The organism is Hyalangium sp., assembly GCF_035629615.1.
In the GTDB taxonomy this organism is placed as follows: domain Bacteria; phylum Myxococcota; class Myxococcia; order Myxococcales; family Myxococcaceae; genus Hyalangium.
Genome location: NZ_DASPHO010000418.1, coordinates 1 through 17,137, shown reverse-complemented (window position 1 = coordinate 17,137; position 17,137 = coordinate 1). Strand labels below are relative to the sequence as shown.

17 protein-coding genes and 1 pseudogene are annotated in these 17,137 nt (G+C 69.7%); 7 read left to right on the top strand and 11 right to left on the bottom strand.

The features are described from left to right. The 8 genes from VD972_RS21365 to VD972_RS21330 form a co-directional block, all read right to left on the bottom strand. Positions 1 to 167 (bottom strand): GntR family transcriptional regulator (locus VD972_RS21365; protein WP_324989836.1); only part of this gene is annotated, 167 nt, incomplete at its 3' end. Positions 168 to 286: 119 nt separating this feature from the next. Next, positions 287 to 1,303 (bottom strand): hypothetical protein, encoded by a 1,017-nt coding sequence (locus VD972_RS21360; RefSeq protein WP_324989834.1) that lies wholly within the window; start codon positions 1,301 to 1,303, stop codon positions 287 to 289. A 12-nt stretch (positions 1,304 to 1,315) separates the two neighbouring features. Further along, positions 1,316 to 2,011, bottom strand: a complete 696-nt coding sequence (locus VD972_RS21355) for a glutamine amidotransferase-related protein (RefSeq protein WP_324989832.1) — start codon at positions 2,009 to 2,011, stop codon at positions 1,316 to 1,318. A 119-nt stretch (positions 2,012 to 2,130) separates the two neighbouring features. Next, a complete protein-coding gene (locus tag VD972_RS21350) occupies positions 2,131 to 2,667 on the bottom strand; it encodes a redoxin domain-containing protein (protein WP_324989830.1) in 537 nt (178 codons plus the stop codon). 20 nt (positions 2,668 to 2,687) lie between these two features. Further along, entirely contained in the window at positions 2,688 to 3,230 is a 543-nt protein-coding gene (locus tag VD972_RS21345; RefSeq protein ID WP_324989828.1) for a glutathione peroxidase, read from the bottom strand. Between the two features lie 32 nt (positions 3,231 to 3,262). Continuing rightward, positions 3,263 to 4,252: a bile acid:sodium symporter family protein gene (locus tag VD972_RS21340; protein ID WP_324989826.1), complete on the bottom strand. Its 990-nt coding sequence runs from the start codon at positions 4,250 to 4,252 to the stop codon at positions 3,263 to 3,265. Then, entirely contained in the window at positions 4,249 to 5,250 is a 1,002-nt protein-coding gene (locus tag VD972_RS21335; RefSeq protein WP_324989824.1) for an isocitrate dehydrogenase (NAD(+)), read from the bottom strand. The genes VD972_RS21340 and VD972_RS21335 overlap by 4 nt, the downstream gene beginning before the upstream one ends. Positions 5,251 to 5,364: 114 nt before the next feature. After that, complete coding sequence (locus VD972_RS21330; protein ID WP_324989822.1) at positions 5,365 to 6,159, bottom strand: DUF2270 domain-containing protein; 795 nt, start codon at positions 6,157 to 6,159, stop codon at positions 5,365 to 5,367. A gap of 123 nt (positions 6,160 to 6,282) precedes the next feature. Here VD972_RS21330 and VD972_RS21325 point away from each other — a divergent pair, with 123 nt between their 5' ends. Together VD972_RS21325 and VD972_RS21320 are read left to right on the top strand one after the other, a co-directional pair. Further along, positions 6,283 to 8,334, top strand: a complete 2,052-nt coding sequence (locus VD972_RS21325) for a hybrid sensor histidine kinase/response regulator (RefSeq protein ID WP_324989820.1) — start codon at positions 6,283 to 6,285, stop codon at positions 8,332 to 8,334. A 9-nt stretch (positions 8,335 to 8,343) separates the two neighbouring features. Beyond that, positions 8,344 to 9,591, top strand: a complete 1,248-nt coding sequence (locus VD972_RS21320; protein ID WP_324989819.1) for a tetratricopeptide repeat protein — start codon at positions 8,344 to 8,346, stop codon at positions 9,589 to 9,591. A 330-nt stretch (positions 9,592 to 9,921) separates the two neighbouring features. On the opposite strand, the gene VD972_RS21315 is transcribed toward VD972_RS21320, so the two are convergent. Further along, complete coding sequence (locus VD972_RS21315) at positions 9,922 to 11,559, bottom strand: GMC family oxidoreductase (RefSeq protein ID WP_324989817.1); 1,638 nt, start codon at positions 11,557 to 11,559, stop codon at positions 9,922 to 9,924. A gap of 106 nt (positions 11,560 to 11,665) precedes the next feature. Then, positions 11,666 to 12,280, bottom strand: coding sequence for a DUF4230 domain-containing protein (locus tag VD972_RS21310; RefSeq protein ID WP_324989815.1), 615 nt, complete (start codon positions 12,278 to 12,280; stop codon positions 11,666 to 11,668). A 60-nt stretch (positions 12,281 to 12,340) separates the two neighbouring features. Here VD972_RS21310 and VD972_RS21305 point away from each other — a divergent pair, with 60 nt between their 5' ends. Together VD972_RS21305 and VD972_RS21300 are read left to right on the top strand one after the other, a co-directional pair. Beyond that, entirely contained in the window at positions 12,341 to 12,943 is a 603-nt protein-coding gene (locus VD972_RS21305) for a 2OG-Fe(II) oxygenase (protein ID WP_324989813.1), read from the top strand. Positions 12,944 to 12,948: 5 nt separating this feature from the next. After that, complete coding sequence (locus VD972_RS21300) at positions 12,949 to 13,785, top strand: phosphorylase (protein ID WP_324989812.1); 837 nt, start codon at positions 12,949 to 12,951, stop codon at positions 13,783 to 13,785. 7 nt (positions 13,786 to 13,792) lie between these two features. Here VD972_RS21300 and VD972_RS21295 read toward each other — a convergent pair whose 3' ends face one another. After that, on the bottom strand, positions 13,793 to 14,353 hold the full coding sequence (locus tag VD972_RS21295) for an XRE family transcriptional regulator (protein ID WP_324989809.1): 561 nt from the start codon (positions 14,351 to 14,353) through the stop codon (positions 13,793 to 13,795). An 85-nt stretch (positions 14,354 to 14,438) separates the two neighbouring features. Here VD972_RS21295 and VD972_RS21290 point away from each other — a divergent pair, with 85 nt between their 5' ends. The 3 genes and pseudogenes from VD972_RS21290 to VD972_RS21280 all read left to right on the top strand — a co-directional run. Continuing rightward, positions 14,439 to 15,164: an SDR family oxidoreductase gene (locus VD972_RS21290; RefSeq protein WP_324989807.1), complete on the top strand. Its 726-nt coding sequence runs from the start codon at positions 14,439 to 14,441 to the stop codon at positions 15,162 to 15,164. Beyond that, positions 15,161 to 16,180 (top strand): S-adenosylmethionine:tRNA ribosyltransferase-isomerase, encoded by a 1,020-nt coding sequence (locus tag VD972_RS21285; protein ID WP_324989805.1) that lies wholly within the window; start codon positions 15,161 to 15,163, stop codon positions 16,178 to 16,180. The genes VD972_RS21290 and VD972_RS21285 overlap by 4 nt, the downstream gene beginning before the upstream one ends. A gap of 184 nt (positions 16,181 to 16,364) precedes the next feature. Beyond that, positions 16,365 to 17,137: pseudogene (locus VD972_RS21280) on the top strand (hypothetical protein); the annotation flags it as partial.

Genomic DNA, 17,137 nt, shown 5'->3' with positions numbered 1-17,137 from the left:
ACCAGTCCCCTCGCGGCCAGCCGTTGCAGTGCTTGCCGAGCAGTGGCTCGCGAGACTCCATACTTCCGCGCCAGCATGTTCTCCGAGGGAAGCAGGCCCTGCTCTGGCAGCAAGCCCAGTGCAATAACGCGCTCCAACTGCTGCTCGACGTGTGCGACGAGCCCCATCCGTTCCATATCCGCCACCCTCCTCGTTGCCTGTGTCCGGCAGCACATCAGCTCAGGCTGACATGGGCGGCGGTGAGGCGGGCAGCGGGTGATGCCACCGGTTTGGAGCTGGGCGCGTCTCAGCGTGCTGGCGGCAGGGGCGCTCCAGAAGCAAGGCGGACGCCGGGCACCTCGAGCAACCGCTTGAGGACCTGGTCCATTCGCGTGAGCCCCCCATCGTTGCGCACGTCCAGGGTGAAGCTGACGTCCTCGAGGCGACGGGCGCGGTCGAAGTCCAGCGCGGGGCGCGGCAAGTTCTCGATGCCGGAGGCCGGGCCGCGCAGGCCGGCGTTCCACTCGCGCACGAGCTGCTCCAACGAGCAGGCCTGGATGTGGAGCCGGTACGCCAGCTCCGCGGCCTCGGAGTACTCCAGCCAGCGCTTCCCCACCACCTCATAACCCGCCTTGCGCAGCGAGGTGCGCTGGCTGGCGGTGAGGAACGTCTCGGGAGCAATCGCGCGTGCGCCCAGGTCCATCTCCTCGCCTGGGAACGCCGCCAGCGTGGAGAGGAAGGTGTCTCTCGCCTTCGGATCCGCAGGCCGGGCTCGGAAGGCCTCCAGCGCGCGCACCAGCTCCGGCAATCGCCCGTCGAGGGCCTTCTGCCGCCCCGCGAGCACCTGCTGCTGCTCTGCGGTGAGCAGTCCTTGCGCCTTGGCTGCGGCGACGACCTCGTGCACCGCCGCTTGCAGCTCACCCTTCTCGGCGGGATCGAAGGAGACATGGACGAGCGGCGCGGACGGCTCGCCTGCCGTGCGCCGTACCAGGATCAGCGGTGGGGAGAAGAGCTCAAAGCGTCCTGCCGGGGTCGCCAGCACCACCTGGAACGCCGCCGCGCGATGGACGAGCGGGCGCTGTCGCTCGGCGTCCATGGGCCAGGCGAGCCACAGGCCAAGAGCGGCCTCCGGAGCAAGCCGGCGGGGGAGCTTCTCCTCCATGCGCAGGAGGAAGACGCCTTGCTCGGTGCGCTCCTCTTCCTTCAGGGTGATGCAGGCCCCATGCAGGTTGCACACCGCTTTCGGTAGCTGGACGCGCGGAGGAGCGGCCGCCGTCGTCAGCGCGAGCCCCAGCGCCAGGGATCCCAGCCAGCCGGTCGTCACATCCGACTCCTTTCAGCGAACCGCCTTGGCGAAGTGATTCGCGAGGCGGTGCTGCAGCTCGATGAGCTCCGCCTCCGTGGCCTTGAGCTTGGGAACCTGGGCGCGCAGCTCCTTCACATCCTTGCCCTGCTGGACGATCGAGTCGCTCCACTGCGTCAGCCAGCGATCCAGCTCCTCGGCGCCCAGCTCCATGTGGAACTGGAAGCCATAGGACTTGCCAAGCCGGAACGCCTGCTGCGTGTAGCGGTCCGTGGAGGCCAGGAGCGTGGCGCCGGGCACGGGCTTGAAGGTGTCCTGATGCCAGTGGGCCATGACGGTGCGGGGACGCACCCCGGCGATCACCGGATCCTTCAGGCCCTCCTGGGTCCAGCGGACAGGCAGGGCACCCACCTCGAAGCCGTTCTTGCCGAGGAACACCTCCGCGCCGGCGGCGGCCGCGAGCATCTGGGCGCCCAGGCAGATGCCGAGACAGGGCCGCTCATTCGCGAGCCGCTCGGAGAGCAGGGCGAGCTCCTCGTTGAGGAAGGGGTGCTGATCGGCCTCGTACACGCCCATGTGGCCGCCCATGACGACCACGAGCTCGGCGTCCACGTCCTCTCGGCGAGTCGTCCGGAAGCGCTTCACGAGCGTGAACCCGGCCTGCTGCAGCGCCGGACCGAGCAGGCCTACCCCCGCGTCCTCATCGTGCTCGTAGATCACCGCGCGCATCGTCCGTCACCTCCAGGGCTCGATCGTCCTGGCAAGAAAGCATGATCGAGATCCCCAACGCACGAGGCAAACGCGCTCCCTCCTCCCGGGCGGAGCGCGGCGGACGTCGGGCTGGCTGCTCAGGAGGCGCGCCACAGCCGCCAGAGCAGCCCGAGCCGCGTGGTGTAGCCCACGGTCGCCTGCTCGATGCGGCCCTCGGAGGAGAGGATGAAGGTGGTGGGGAAGCGGTCCACTTGGAACGACCGCGAGAGAGCGTCATTGCCCAGCAGCACCGGGTAGTCGGCGCCCTGCTCGCGGACGAAGCGCCGCACGTCGGCCTCGTCCTCGTAGGCCACGGCCACGGTGAGCACATGCGCCCGCTCGCCCACCATGCCCCGCAGGGCCGAGAGCGTGGAGGACTCGGCCTTGCAGACCCCGCACCAGGGGGCCCAGAAGGCGAGCACCACGGGCTTGCCACGCAGCTCCGACAGGCGAACCTGCTCGCCGGTGAGGGTGCGGAGCTGGAAGTCCGGCGCGGGCGTCCCAGAGCCCGGCAGGTGACGGGTCTGCCAGGCCATCACCCCCATGAAGAGGAGCGCGGCCACGGCAAGGTCCACCCCCCAGCGAACCCACCACCGTTGGCGGGCCCGCTGCCAGGCTTCCCACGCGTGCTTCATCCGAGGGCTCCGCTCCAGCATCACTCCCCCAGGGCGCTCTCGAGGGCCTTCTTCAGCTCGGGGCTGTCGGGCTCCACGTTGCTGGGGAAGGCGGCCTTCACCTGGCCATCCTTGCCCACCACGTACTTGTGGAAGTTCCACTTGGGTGCGCCGTGCTTGCGTGCGAGGAACTCGTACACCGGGGACTGGCCGTCACCCTTCGTCTTCACCTTCTCGAACAGGGGGAAGGTGACCTTGAAGCGCAGCTCGCAGAACTTCGCGATCTCCTGCGCCGAGCCCGGCTCCTGCTCGCCAAAGTCATTCGAGGGGAAGCCCAGCACCGCCACGCCCTTGTCCTTATACTCCTTGTGGAGCTTCTCCAGCCCCGCGTACTGCGGCGTGTAGCCGCACTCGGAGGCGGTGTTTACCACCAGGAGCACCTTCCCCTTGTACTCCGAGAGGTTCTCCTGCTTGCCGTTGAGGCGGCTCGTCTTCAGCTCGAAGAAGGACATGGCGGGCTCCGCGAAGGCGGCGGCCCCGAAGGTGACCGCCGAGAGGGTGAATAGCACAGGCAGTGTTCGCATATCTCTCCAGACGCCCGAGCCCCGGCTGCGTTTCACCCAGAGCGGGCCGCGTAGCGCTCGGCCAGCACCGAGCAGACGATCAGCTGGAGCTGGTGGTAGAACATCAACGGCAGGACGATGAGTCCCAGGGCCGGATGGGCTCCGAAGAGGAGCCGGGCTATGGGCACACCGGAGGCCAGCGTCTTCTTCGAGCCGCAGAAGACGGCGGCGATCTCGTCCTCCGTGTTGAACCTGGCCCAGCGCGCCGCTCGGGTGGTCAGCCACAGCACCACGGCGAGGAGCAGCGCCGCGCCTCCCAGCGCCATGGCGAGGACTGCGCCGCCATACCGGGTGAAGAGGCCCGCCTCCACCGAGTCGCAGAACGAGGCGTACACCAGCACCAGGATGACGAGCCTGTCGAAGCCGTTCGTGTAGGCCTTGTAGCGGGCAAACCACCCGCCGAGGAGCGGCCGGAGCACCTGCCCGAGCACCAGGGGAAGCACGAGCAGGGCCGCGAGCTTGAGGGCGGTGTCGGCCCACGAGAGCGCCTGTCCCGTCGTCCTGGCCAAGAGGCCGACGAGCAGCGGAGTCAGCACCACCCCGAGCAGGCTCGACAGGCTGGCGTTGAAGATCGCACCCGCCACGTTGCCCCGGGCAATGCCCGTCAGCGTCACCGAGGACGAGATGGCGGACGGAACGGCGCACAGGTAGAGGAACCCCAGGGACAGGTCCGCCGGGAGCCAGCGGCCCGCGACGGCATCGAGCACCAGCCACAGCACGGGGAACACGACGAAGGTGAAAGTCTGCACGAGCACGTGCAGCCGCCAGCGCGTCAGCCCGGCCCGCATGCTCCCCGGGGAGAGCCCGAGGCCGTGGAGGAAGAAGACGAGGAAGATGCCGACGTTGACGACGACATCCGCGTGCATGGCGCCGCCGCTGCTCCCGAAATCCGGGAAGAGCGCGGCGAGCGCCACGGCGGCCACCATCCCCGCCAGGAACCTGTCCCGAGCGAGCCGCTGGAGGACGCGAGCGACGACCCTCACAGCGCGGCGATGATGGCGTCCGTGAACTCGCGGGTGTTGGCGGTACCGCCGAGATCTCCGGTGCGCACCTTGCCCTCGGTGTAGACCTTCTGGATGGCGCTCTGCATCCGCTTCGCCTCGTCGCGCATCCCCAGCCAGTCCAGCATCATCACCGAGGACATCATCAGCGCCGTGGGGTTGGCGATGCCCTTGCCGGCGATGTCCGGCGCCGTGCCGTGCACGGCCTCGAACACCGCGGTGCGCTCGCCGATGTTGGCTCCCGGCACCACGCCCAGGCCACCCACCAGGCCCGCGCACAAGTCACTGACGATGTCGCCGTAGAGGTTCTCCAGCACCAACACGTCGAACTTCGTCGGGTCCTTCACCAGCTGCATGCAGAGGTTGTCGATGATGAACTCGTCGTACTTGATCTCCGGGAACTCGCGGCTCACCTTGCGGCAGCAGTCCAGGAAGAGGCCATCCGACAGCTTCATGATGTTGGCCTTGTGCACTGCCGTCACTCGCTTGCGGCCGTGTCTCTTCGAGTGCTCGAAGGCGAAGCGGGCGATGCGCGTGGAGGCCTTCTCGGTGATGATCTTCAGCGACTCTACCACGCCCGGGACGATGATGTGCTCCAGGCCGGCGTAGAGGCTCTCGGTGTTCTCGCGCACGACGACGAGATCCACGTCCTCATAGCGCGTCTTCACGTTGGGCACGCTCTTGACCGGGCGCAGCGAGGAGTACAGGTCCAGCCGCTTGCGCAGGCCCACGTTCGCCGAGGGCAGGCCGCCGCCCACCACCGTGCCCGTGGGGCCCTTGAGCGCCACGCCGTTGCGCAGCACCGCCTCCACCGTCTCGTCAGGGAGGTTGGTGCCGTACTTGGCGATCACCTCGGCGCCTGCGTCCTTGTACTCGAAGTCCAGCGGCAGCTCGAGCGCCTCGAGGACCCGGAGGGTGGCCGCCATGACCTCGGGGCCGATGCCGTCGCCATTGATGATTGTGACCGTGCGGTTCGCCATGGGGGCGGATTCAAGCCACAAAAGACCGGGGCTCGGAAGAAGAATAGCCAGAGTCCCAGTGGGACTGGTGGATACCACAAGGAGCCCTCGCCCATCGGCAGAGGGGGATCGCCCTCAGGACGGTGGGGGCGTGGTGGGAGGCGGGCGGACCGGGGGCTGCCCAGGGGACTGAGAGGGCCGGGCGCGGCGAGGCCGGCGCAGCGCATAGGGCCTGTAGAACGACTCCAGGAGCGCGGAGCGGCGGGAGCGGTGCCGCGGGCGCAGCTCGCCCAGCGGAGCGCGGACGAAGTACGAGGAGATGAAGAGATAGGCCGCCAGCAGGGCCATGACCGCGACGATGCCCATCACCACGCCCCCGGCCACCGGGCCGACGTGGGCGCGTTGCACGAACTCCTGGAAGGAGACCGGCGCCTGCGGATGGCTGTAGACCTTCACGAACCAGCTCAGCAGCAGGACGATGAGGATGGGCCCATACGTGCGGTTGAGGCGGGTGGAGATGGCGGAGAACAGCGAGAGGTGGATCTGCGGCCGCGAGAGCTCCACCGCCAGCTCGCGCAAGGCGTCCGGATCCACCGGCTCGTGGCGCAGCATCGGCGCCCAGTAGCCGTCCTCCAGCAGCCGCACACGCCGGTTCCACAAGTCGTAGTACCGGTAGCGCCGCGCCTCCGTGAGCAGGAACGTGATCACCATCCAGATCCCCACCAGGAACGTCACGTGAGGGCTGGACGCATTGGCGAAGCCAAAAGAGATCACCGCCGCGGTGGTGGTGAGCGCCCAGTTGGTCGTCGTGTCCAGGCGTGTTCGCCACTTGTCCGAGCGGCCGAGCTCCCCGCGATAGAGCTGGCCCATGGCCGCATCGGAGAGCATCAGGGGCTCGAGCCCGTTCTTGTCCCGTCCGTTGACTCGCATCCCTGTCTCTCAACGTTAAGGGCCCCCTGGCTTCCTGCGTAGGCTGTCCTACCCAAGCAGCTCGACTGCCTGCCTGCTCAGGGTGGCCATGGCTGCTTGCCGTGGCCACCTTCCTGCCCTGACGTGACACCGAACGAGACCATCGAGGCCCTGGCTGGGCTGGTCCAGGAAGAGCGAGAGCGCCTGGCGCGTCTGTGGGCCAAGCGCCTCCGGGAGGAGCTGTACGAGCTGGACCTGCCCGGCCGGGATCTGCGTGCACCGCTGCGACGGCTGCTCGACGAGCTGGCCCGCCTGCTCAGGGATCGGCCGGACGACGTGCTGCGCCTCTGGCCGGAGGTGGTGCGGTCTCACGGTGCCTTCCGGTACGACCAGCGCTTCGAGCCCGAGGATCTGGTGCGCGAGTTCAAGGCGCTGGAGGAGGTGCTGCTGCGCGTGTACTCCCGCCGCCACGCGGGCCGGCTGGAGCCGGAGGTGGCCGAGTTCATCACCGAGCTGGTGGGGGAGGCGAACGCCTCGGCCCAGGCCTCCTACGCGCGGGTGCTGAGGACGGAGGAGGTGCGCTTCCGCGAGGCCGCGGTGATGGAGTCCATCCTCTACCACATGGATGTGGGCATCCTGCTGGTGGAGGCGGATGGGACAGTGTCCTTCGCCTCGCCGCCCGTCAGCAGGCTCATGGGCGTGCCCATGCGCTCGGTGGTGGGCGCGCGGGCCAGCGCCTCGCTGGCGCAGGTGCTGACCCAGGTGACCGCGCGTCACCCCGCGGGAGAGCCCTTCCGCGTGACGGACATGCCCTTCATGCGAGCCCTCCAGGAGCGGGGTCCGGTGCGAGGGGGGATGATGGTGGTGGAGCGCCCCGGCGGCGGTGAGGCCTGGCTGGAGATGAGCGCCACGCCCATCTGGGAGGAGGGCGGCGAGCTGGTCGGCGTCATCCAGACGATCACCGATCGCACCGAGGCGGCCACGAAGACCCGGGAGCTGATGAGCGCGCAGGACGAGCTGCGCCGGCTCCAGGGGCGGCTGCTCCAGCGCACGCGGGCGCAGGCCCTGGGGCAGCTGGCGAGCGGGGCGGCGCACGCGCTCAACAACTTCCTCAACGTGCTGCGCCTGCGCATCACCCTGCTGCGGCGCGAGTTCAAGCCCGAGCACCTGGACGCGCTGGATCGGACGGTGGGCCAGATCGGCGAGCTGGTGGCGCGGCTCCAGGAGTTCAACGTGCAGCGCACCGAGGAGGTGCTCAAGGAGGTGTCGCTGGACGCGGCCGTGCGCGAGGCGCTGGAGCTGGCGCGCGGCGAGCTGGAGCGCGGCGAGCACCCGGTGGGGGTGGATCTGCGCCTGGGGGATCCGGGGCTCGTGCGGGCCGACGCCGGCTTCCTGCGAGAGGTGGTGGTGAGCCTGCTGCTGGCGGCGCGGGATCGGATGCAGGCAGGGGGGAGGTTGGAGCTGATCACCCAGGCCGAGGGGCCGGAGCGGACGGCCCTGCGCATCCAGGACGAGGGGCCGCCGTACGCGGTGGAGGAGCTGGCGAGGATGTTCGATCCGCTCAACCGGGAGGCAGCGGCGCCCCAGGCCGCCTTGCAGCTGGCGGTGCTGAGGGCCCAGGTGCAGCGCTGGGGCGGCGAGCTCACGGTGGAGAACGCCCAGAGCGGGCACGGGGGCGCCTTCGTGGTGCGGCTCCCCCATGCGCGGCCGGCCCATGAGGTAGAGGCTCGCAGCGAGGCGCCCGTGACGGGCCCGCGCCGCTTCCAGCAGACGCGCCGTGTGCTGGTGGTGGACGACGACATGGACAACGCGCGGATGCTGGCCGAGGTGCTGGGGGACGAGGGCTATGACGTGCAGGTGGCCCAGAACGCGGAGGTCGCGCTGCAGCTGTGGGAGCGCCGCCGCTTCGATGCGGCCCTCCTGGACGCGCTGATGCCGGACATGTCGGGGTGGGAGCTGGCGCGCGAGCTGCGCAAGCGCACGCCGCAGGCCCTGCTGGCCATCGTCACGGGAATGGATGTCCGGGGGCAGAGCCGCGACACCCTGGCGCTGGTGGATGCGGTGTTCCGGAAGCCCATCGAGTTGGGCGCGCTGGACGAGTTCCTCTCCCAGCGGGACACGTCTCCCTCCGAGCCTCCTTCTTCGGCAGCACCTCCCGGCGGGGAGAAGGTTGGGACGAGCGGGCTGACCCACTAGAGTCGCGCCGTGAGCGCCAACCTGGAGAGCCTCCGTCGCAAGGTGGAGGCGGGCGAGGTCCTGAGTGAAGCGGAGCTGACCACGCTGCGCGAGGCGGCCGCGGGCAGCGAAGGGCCCACGTTGTGGCTGGCGGTGGCGCATGCGCTCGTCAACGCGGAGGCTGAGCGCGAGGCGCTGCCCCTGCTCGAGCGGCTGCGGCGGGACTTCCCGAAGGAGCTCCAGGTGCGGCTGGGCCTGGCGCGGGCGCTGCTGGGCTTGGAGCGGCACGGGGATGCGGAGGAGGTGCTGCGCGAGGCGCTGGCCCTGAGCTCGGGAGATCCCGAGGCGATCAAGGTGCTGGCGGTGCTCGCGCTGCGCCGGGGGGAGAAGGGCCGAGCGCAGCAGTACGTGAGAGAGGTGCTGGCGCGCGATCCGTTCGACTCGGAGGCGCGGCTGCTGAAGGAGGAGTTGGAGGCCGTGGAGCTGCCGGCGCACGCACTCGCCGAGGAGCAGGTGCTGCGCCCCGAGTTCAACGCGGCGCTGGCGGCGGCCCTGCGGCGCGCGGGGGTGCAGTTCCGTCTGCAAGGGCGGGACGTGCTGGTGAAGCTTGCGGGGGGCGAGATGGCGCGGGTGAACGTGGGCTCGCTCTATGCGGCCTACCAGGGCGGGAAGCGGGGGCTGACAGAGTACGTGGAGAAGCTGGCCGCGGAGCTGGGTGGCCTGCGCACGGAGCTGGGGGAGGATGTGACGGCCCTGGAGCGTCGGCTGCGCCCGGTGCTGCGGCCCGGCGGTTTCGAGGCACAGGCGGTGGGCGCGCTGCACCGCGCGGGACCAGCGGGGCTCGAGATCTTCTACGTGCTGGAGGATCCGGAGTACGTGCGCTACGTGCCCGAGTCCGTGGTGAAGGCCGCGGGGCTGACGGCGGAGGCCGTGGACGGCGCGGCGTGGCGCAACCTCGAGGCCCACCCGGCGCCCGTGCGTCCCGTGGTGGTGGATCGAGGCGTGGTGCGGCTGGCGGAGACGTTCAGCGGGCTCTGGGCGGTGGCGGAGGGAGACGGGCATGATGGGGCGCGACTGCTCACCGTGGAGCAGCGGAGTCGGCTGGCGCTGCAGGCGGGGGAGGGTCCCCTGCGGGTGAGCCTGGGCTGGCGGGAGTTCGCGCTCGTGTGCCGAGAGTCGGACGTGGCCGAGTGCGAGGCGCTGGCGAAGCTGGGGCACGCGCCGGACGGAATTCCCGGCCAGTTCCGCCTCACCGCCGAGGGCCTGACCCAGGTGTGAGACGGGCTCCGCACTCATGAACACGCCTGCCAGCGGCGATGGCAGCTCGACCTCACCCCAGCGTTGGGGGGCCCGCCCCAGGGCGCGCACATTCGCAGACACCTGACGCAAGAATCGCTCTTGAGAGGCCCCTCTTCCCAGGCTGGAGCTTCGGGGGTGGGCCTGCTGGTGGGCGGGGCCCGGGCTGAACCTGTCAGACAAGTAGACAGGTGGGTGGGGGAGCCTGCGGCGGCGGCGCCTGGAACAAACCTGTCAGACAAGCAGACAGGTGGGTGCGGGCTGCGCCCGGCAGGTGGCCCGGCAAGCTTGGGTGCTACGACTCCGCGTCGCTCAGCCTCGCCCGAGGATCAGCCTGCCGGCGCGATCGCCCACCATCATGGAGGGTGCGTTGGTGTTCCCCGAAGGGACAGAGGGCATGATGGCAGCGCTTGCCAACCGCAGCCCCTGCAGGCCCTTCACCCGGAGCTGCGGATCCACCACCGCCAGGTCGTCCTGGCCCATCCGGCACGTGCCCACCGAATGGAAGTCGCTCTCGGAGTACTTCCGGATGGCGGCCTGGAGCTGCTCGTCCGTGGAGACGTCCGGCCCCGGCGTGTGCTCCACGTCCTCTACCCAGTTGCGCAGCCCGGGCGCGGCGAGGATCTCCCGGGCAGCCTTGTAGCCCTCGAGCTGGTGGGCCTTGTCCTCCGCCGTGCCCAGGAAGTCCGGATCGATGAGCGGTGCGTCCTGGAAGTCCGCCGAGCGCAGCTTCACGGTCCCCCGGCTCGTCGGGTGCAGGTTGATGAGGCCCAGGGCCACGGCCTCGGAGGGGTACGACGCCCAGCCGTACCGCATGTAATAGACCTGGACCTCGAACTTCGGCATCCCCGGACGCGGCCCGGCCCCGAAGAAGACGCTCACGTCCATGGCGGTGACGTGTGAGGCCGGCTCTGGCTGCCGCAGCTTCCTGGCCACCACCGAGATGAGGTGATCATGCAGGTTCCTGCCCACGCCCGGCACCGCCGCCACTACGGGGATGCCATGGAGCTCCAGCTCCGCCGGGTCGCCAATTCCCGAGAGCATCAGCAGGTGCGGCGTCTGGATGGTGCCCGCGCAGACGATGATCTCGCGCCCCGCCTTCAGCGTCTGCTCCACGCCGTCCTGGTCGAGGACCACTCCCTCCGCCTTCTTCCCGCTCACGGCGATGCGCTTCACCCGAGCTCCCATCAGGATGCTCAGCCGGGGGTTGTCCGCGTGCGGCGCCACGAAGGCGGTGAAGGCATCCTGGCGCCTGCCGTCCTCCAGCACGTTCAGCTGGGTGTAGCCCACGCCGAGCTGCTGCTCGCCGTTGTAGTCCGCGTTGCGCGCATGGCCGAGACCGACGGTCGCCTCGACGATGGCCTGGGACATCGCATTGCGGGAAGTCAGCACCGAGGACGGCTGGATCGCCTGGCTCAGCGCCTGGAAGGAGGGCTGGACGCTGTTGAAGTCCCAGCCGGGACACCCGGCGGCGGCCCAGCCGTCGAAGTCAGCCTTGTTGCCACGCACCCAGACCATGCCGTTGATGGAGCTGCTGCCACCGGCCACCTTGCCACAGGAGTAGGACTGAGGCGTGTTCAGCAGCTCGCGCTGGGGCACGGACTTGTAGCCCCAGTCGAGCTCAGAGCCGGGGAGCGTCAGCTTCCAGGACTGGCTGAAGTCGCGGATCTCCTCGCGGTCATTCGAGCCACCGGCCTCGATCAGCAGGACACGCGCGTCCGAGTCCGTGAGCAGCCTGGCCGCCAGGGTGCATCCCGCCGAGCCCGCACCCACGATGATGTAGTCATAATCCGAGGAAGAGCCCGCGCAGCTGAAGAGCGTCTGGGTCCCCACCGCGGTGGCCGACAGGCCGAGCAAGGTGAGGAAGCCGCGGCGGGAGATCCGCCCCGCCTGGAGCTGCTGGATGAGGCGGTCCTTGTCGGGTTGCGTGGAGGGCTTCTTCTGGCTCATCGGGTTGGGCCTCGCTGTGAGAGGAAGAGCCCGGGAACATACCGGGGTTCCAGGACCTCGCACACTTCGGCCGCGCCTTGAAGAAGGCGCATGGGACGTCGCTGCACTAGCCCGGGGTGACGGGGGTCAGCCGATCCACGACGCGCACCTCGGTGAACCCCAGCGAGAAGAACAGGGCCCGCAGGGAGCGCTCAGCGGACTGGCGCGCGCGGTTCTTCAGCCGTGGGTCCTGGCTCACCTCTCGCTCGAAGGCCACACGGGCCCGCTCCAACAGGTACGCCGTCTCCTGGCTGTTCAGGTTCGAGTCGATGATCTCCGTCTCCCCCGGCTTCAGCTCCACCTTCACCTCCAGCGGGGGCAGCACCACGTCCACCTGGGTGCCCGTCACCCGGAGCGAGGAGGTGTCGATGCGCTGGAAGTCGTAGCCCAGGTGCACGTCGGCGAAGACGATGGCGCGGCCCCGAGGCGTGCGGATGGAATAGGCGGCCCAGTTGACGACGTCCTTCCAGAGCGCGTCCGTGGCCGTGGGCTCCGGGCTGAACGTCACCTTCTTGTAGAGAGAGACGTCGAGCGTCTCCAGCCGGGCCACCTCGCGCATCTGGACCACGAGCGCTGGCGGGTCAGGCAGCACCTGGGCGTGAGGACGCAGGAAGAAGAAAGCGCCAAGCGCCCCGAGTGCCACGGCGCCAGCCAGGAGGAGGATGCGCAGGACGAGCCCCATGGCCCAAGTCTACCCTGGCTGACAGCGCGCGGGCGCTGGGGCACGGTGCGGGGTGAACATATGGAGCTCAGGGACGACGAGATCGAAGCGCTGGGCACCCAGGGCTTCTTCATGCGGGACGCCTTCCTGGGGAAGGAGCAGGCGCACGCCATCCACGCCGAGGCCAAGGCCCTCGTGGAGGCAGGCACCTTGAAGCCGGCAGGTATCCGGCGCGGAGCGGACCGTACCGAGGACGCGGCTGTTCGTGGAGATTTCATCACCTGGGTCCAGCCCGCGCTGGAGACGGCCCTCGGAGCGCTGTCGCGCGCGTTCACGGAGCTGGGCGAGGCGCTCTCCGCCGGGGCATACCTGGGGCTCGGCCGGTTTGATCTGCAGCTCGCCCACTACCCGGGCGACGGAGCATGCTATGTGCGCCACCGGGACGCCTTTCCCGGGCAGTCGAACCGGCGCGTGACGGCCATCTACTACGCGAACACCGACTGGCAGCCCGAGCACGGAGGCGTGCTCCAGCTTCACCTGGAGACCGGGACGCTCGACGTGGAGCCCCGGCTGGACCGGCTGGTGGTCTTCCTCAGCGAGCAGCTGGAGCATGAGGTGCTCCCCGCGCACGCGCCGCGGCTCGCGCTGACCGCCTGGTTCTATGGACGAGACGTGGCACGATGAACCCCATGGCCGAGTCTCCTCCCGCCTTCGAGAAAGGAACCCTCTGGAGCACCGTGGTCGAGCGCACTGCGCGGGCGCTCGCCAGCGGAGCGCTCGTGCCCATCCGCACCGAGGTGGAAGTCATCGAGGATGACGGTGTCCCGTTCCTCGTCCGCCTCGTCTCCAGCCTGGAGCGCAAGGCCAAGGCCGTGCCCCCCCCGGACGGGAAGCCCCCGAAGAACCCCTTCATCCCTCCTTATGAAGAGGACCTCTTCGTCTCGTACGTGGAGCCCGCCCACGCGTGCCTGCTCAACAAGTTCAACGTGTTCGACTACCACGCCCTGCTCGTCACCCGCGCCTTCGAGGATCAGGACTCCCTCCTGACTCCCGCCGACTTCGAGGCCCTCCTCTCCTGCACGGCCGAGGTCGACGCGCTCACCTTCTATAATGGTGGGCGTCTCGCGGGTGCGAGTCAGCCCCACAAGCACCTTCAGTTCGTTCAGGTTCCCTTGGCCTCGGGTGGACGCCGCACACCCATGGATGAGGCACTCCCCCAGCGCTCGCTGCCCTTCCGCCACGCACTGGGCCCGCCGCTCCGGGAGCCCGCGGAGGCGCACGTCACCTATAGAGGTCTGCTCCGCGCCGTGGGCTGTGAACAACCTGGGACGCCCTACAACCTCCTGGCCACGCGCGACTGGACGATGGTCGTCCCCCGCACGCAGGAGTGCTTCGAGTCCATCTCGCTCAACGCGCTCGCCTTCGCCGGCTCCCTGCTCGTCAAAAACCGCGAGCAGCTCGAGCGGGTCCGCGCCGTGGGCCCCATGGCGGTGCTCCGCGCCGTGACGGGCACCCCGGGCGCGTGAGCCTGGCTCAGGCCAGCGAGGGCGTCAGCAGGACGACCGAATAGCCCACCGCCGTCCGATCCCCCGGGTTCTCGTACGAGTGCTTCTGGTCCCCTCGGAACACCACCACATCCCCCGCCTGGAGCACGAAGCGCTCGCCGCTGGCCACCAGCGCCAGCTGCCCTGACTCGCACGCCAGATACTCGCGCGTGCCTGGGGTGTGTGGCACGCCGGTGATGCGCACCCGCGGTGGCAGCTCCAGCCGGTCGAACTCCATCCCCGGCAGCGGATCCGGCAACAGCTTGCGCAGCAGCCCCGCACCCCGCTGCCGCACGGGCAGGCTCTCGCGGGGGAAGTGCCGGGCGCTGGCTCGAGGCCGGGCCACCAGCTCCTCCAGCGTCACCTGGAGCGCGCTCGCGACCCGGTGCAGCACGGCGAGCGTTGGGTTGCTCGCTCCCGACTCCAGGTGGGCCCACGTCGCCCGAGGGATGCCCGCCAGCTTCGCGAGCTGCGCCTGCGTCGCGCCGCGCGCCTCCCGCAGCCCCTTGATGTTGCGCGCCAGCCAGCCCGCCAGCTCCTCGTCGCTCATGGAACAGCATTCTGCCAATCCATTGGCACAGATGCCAAAGAGTCGGCCGGGGCCGTGTACTTCTAGGGACACAGGAGGAGACACGATGAAGCTCGCAGGCAAGGCGGTACTGGTGACAGGGGCAAGCCGGGGACTGGGCGAGGCCCTCATGAAGCGACTGGCTCGCAAGGGCGCCCGGGTGGTGGGCGTCTCTCGCCACCCGCAGGAGATGGAGGCCGTGGCGGCGGCCCTGCGCGCTGAGGGACACGTGGCCCACGCGCTCTCGTACGACGTGGGGGACAAGGAGGCCATCTATCCGCTGGTGGGCGCGGCCTCCGCGCTGGTCGGGCCCCTCGACATCCTCGTGCACAACGCCAGCACGCTGGGACCCACGCCGCTGCCCCTGCTGCTGGACACCGCCTGCGAGGACCTGTCCCAGGTGCTGGAGGTGAACCTCGTAGGGCCCTTCCGGCTCACCAAGGCGGTGGCCGGGGCCATGGCCATGCGCGGCAGCGGCGTGGTGGTGCACATCACCTCGGACGCGGCCGTCTCCGCCTACCCGCGCTGGGGCGCGTACGCCGTGTCCAAGCTGGCCCTGGAGCACCTGGGCCGCATCTGGGCCGCGGAGCTGGAGGGCACTGGCGTGCGCTTCTTCAACGTCGACCCGGGCGAGATGGACACGAAGATGCACGCCGACGCCCTCCCGGACGCGGACCCCGCCACGCTCTCGCGCCCGGACGATGTGGCCGCCCGCCTCCTGGGGCTGCTAGAGCGCGCCGAGGCCGTTGCCTCGGGTAGCCGCCTGGAGGCCGCCCGCCTGGAGGCCGCATGAACGCCGCGCGCTGGCCTCGTGAGCACCCCGAGGCGAACAGGTTGCTGCACGTCTCTCCAGCCACCGGGCGCATCTCGGACAAGCGGGTGGAGCACCTCCCCGAGCTGCTGCGTGCCGGCGATCTGCTGGTGGTGAACGACGCCGCCACTCTCCCGGCGGCCCTGCATGGCCGCACCGAGCAGGGCGCTTCCATCGAGCTGCGACTGCTCGGGCCGGAGGCGGAGGGCACCTGGACGGCGGTGCTCTTCGGCACCGGAGACTGGCGGATGCGCACCGAGGATCGGCCCGCGCCCCCCGCCCTCCCCGTGGGCACCCGGCTCACCCTGGGCACGCTGACGGCGTGCGTGGTGGAGGTGCTACCGCCCTCGCCGCGGCTGCTCCGGGTGGCCTTCGACGCCCAGGGCGCCACGCTGTGGGCAGGGCTCTACGCCTCCGGCCGGCCCATCCAGTACTCGTACCTGGCGGGGCCCCTCGCGCTCTGGCACCTCCAGACCGCCTACGCCGCCCGGCCCTGGGCCGCCGAGGCCCCCTCCGCCGGACTCCCCCTCAACTGGACGCTGCTGCTCGAGCTCCGCCGCAAGGGGGTGCGCTTCGCCTCTCTCACCCATGCCGCGGGCCTGTCCTCCACTGGGGACGCCGCGCTCGACGCCGCGCTGCCTCGCCCGGAGCGCTTCGACATCCCCGCCGCCACCGTAGAGGCGATCCACGCCACGCGCGCCGCGGGGGGCCGGGTGATTGCCGTGGGCACCACGGTGGTGCGAGCCCTGGAGGGACGCGCGGTCCAGTCCGGCGGAACCCTCTTCCCCGGCGAAGGCGTGACGGACCTCCTGATGGGGCCCGGCTTCGTCCCACATGTGGTGAACGGTCTGTTCACCGGCGTACACGAGCCCACGACGAGCCACTACACGCTCCTCCAGGCCTTTGCGCCGCTCCCGCTGCTCCGCGAAGCCGCCCAGATCGCGGAAAAGCTCGGGTACCTCGGGCACGAGTTCGGCGACTCATGCCTCATCCTCTAAACCTTCGAAAACACTCCCAGTATGGGCAGGCAGGGGGCCTGAAGGTCTGGTTTTGGAGAACTGCCATACTGTAAAAGTTCAGCAGCAGTTGACGGAAATCCGGGTTTAGTTCATAAATACAGGAAATTTCGCTGGTGGTTGGAAATCCCCTCCCAACCTCTCACCTCCTGCCCCGGAGTGCCGAATGAACCGCGGAAACCTGTGGAGAGCGTCGCTGATGATGATCGCGCTGACCGCGATCGCGTGTGGTCAGGACCTGGAGTCCACCCCAGAGGCCGGGCAGCCGAGCACGCTGGCGACGCGGCAGGACGCGGCCTTCTCCCAGTTCAAGGCGCTCATCCTGGATCGCACGGTGGTGGGCGGCACGGACAGCGTCGAGGCGGCGGCGGCGCGCCGGCTCGGCCTGGGGGTGACGGTGGCGACGGACGCGCAGTGGGCGGCGATGACGGCCGCGGACTTCGCGACGTACCGGGTCATCATCCTGGGGGATGCCCACTGCGCCAGCCTGGATGTGGCGTCCGCGGCGCTGGCCAACCGTCACGTGTGGGGCCCGGTCATCAACGGCAACATGCTGGTGGCGGGCACGGCCCCGGTGGCCAACGGCGCCCCCGCGCTGGTGACGGAGAAGGCGATCCGGTTCGCCTCGGCCGAGTCGGGCCTGACGGGCCTCTACATGTCGCTGAGCTGCTACTACGAGAACGCGGCCCCCAACACGCACGTGGAGCTGCTGGAGCCGTTCGGCACGTTCTCGGTGCAGGGCGGCGGGTGCCACAACACCACCCACATCGTCTCCGCGCACCCGGCGCTAAACGCGCTGTCGGACCACACCATGTCCAACTGGTCCTGCTCGGTGAACGCGCAGTTCGACAGCTTCCCCCTGGCCAACTTCGCGCCATGGTCCATCGCGCTGTACCCGGAGGAGTCGCGCAGCTCGAACCCCACGCGGGAGTTCGTGGA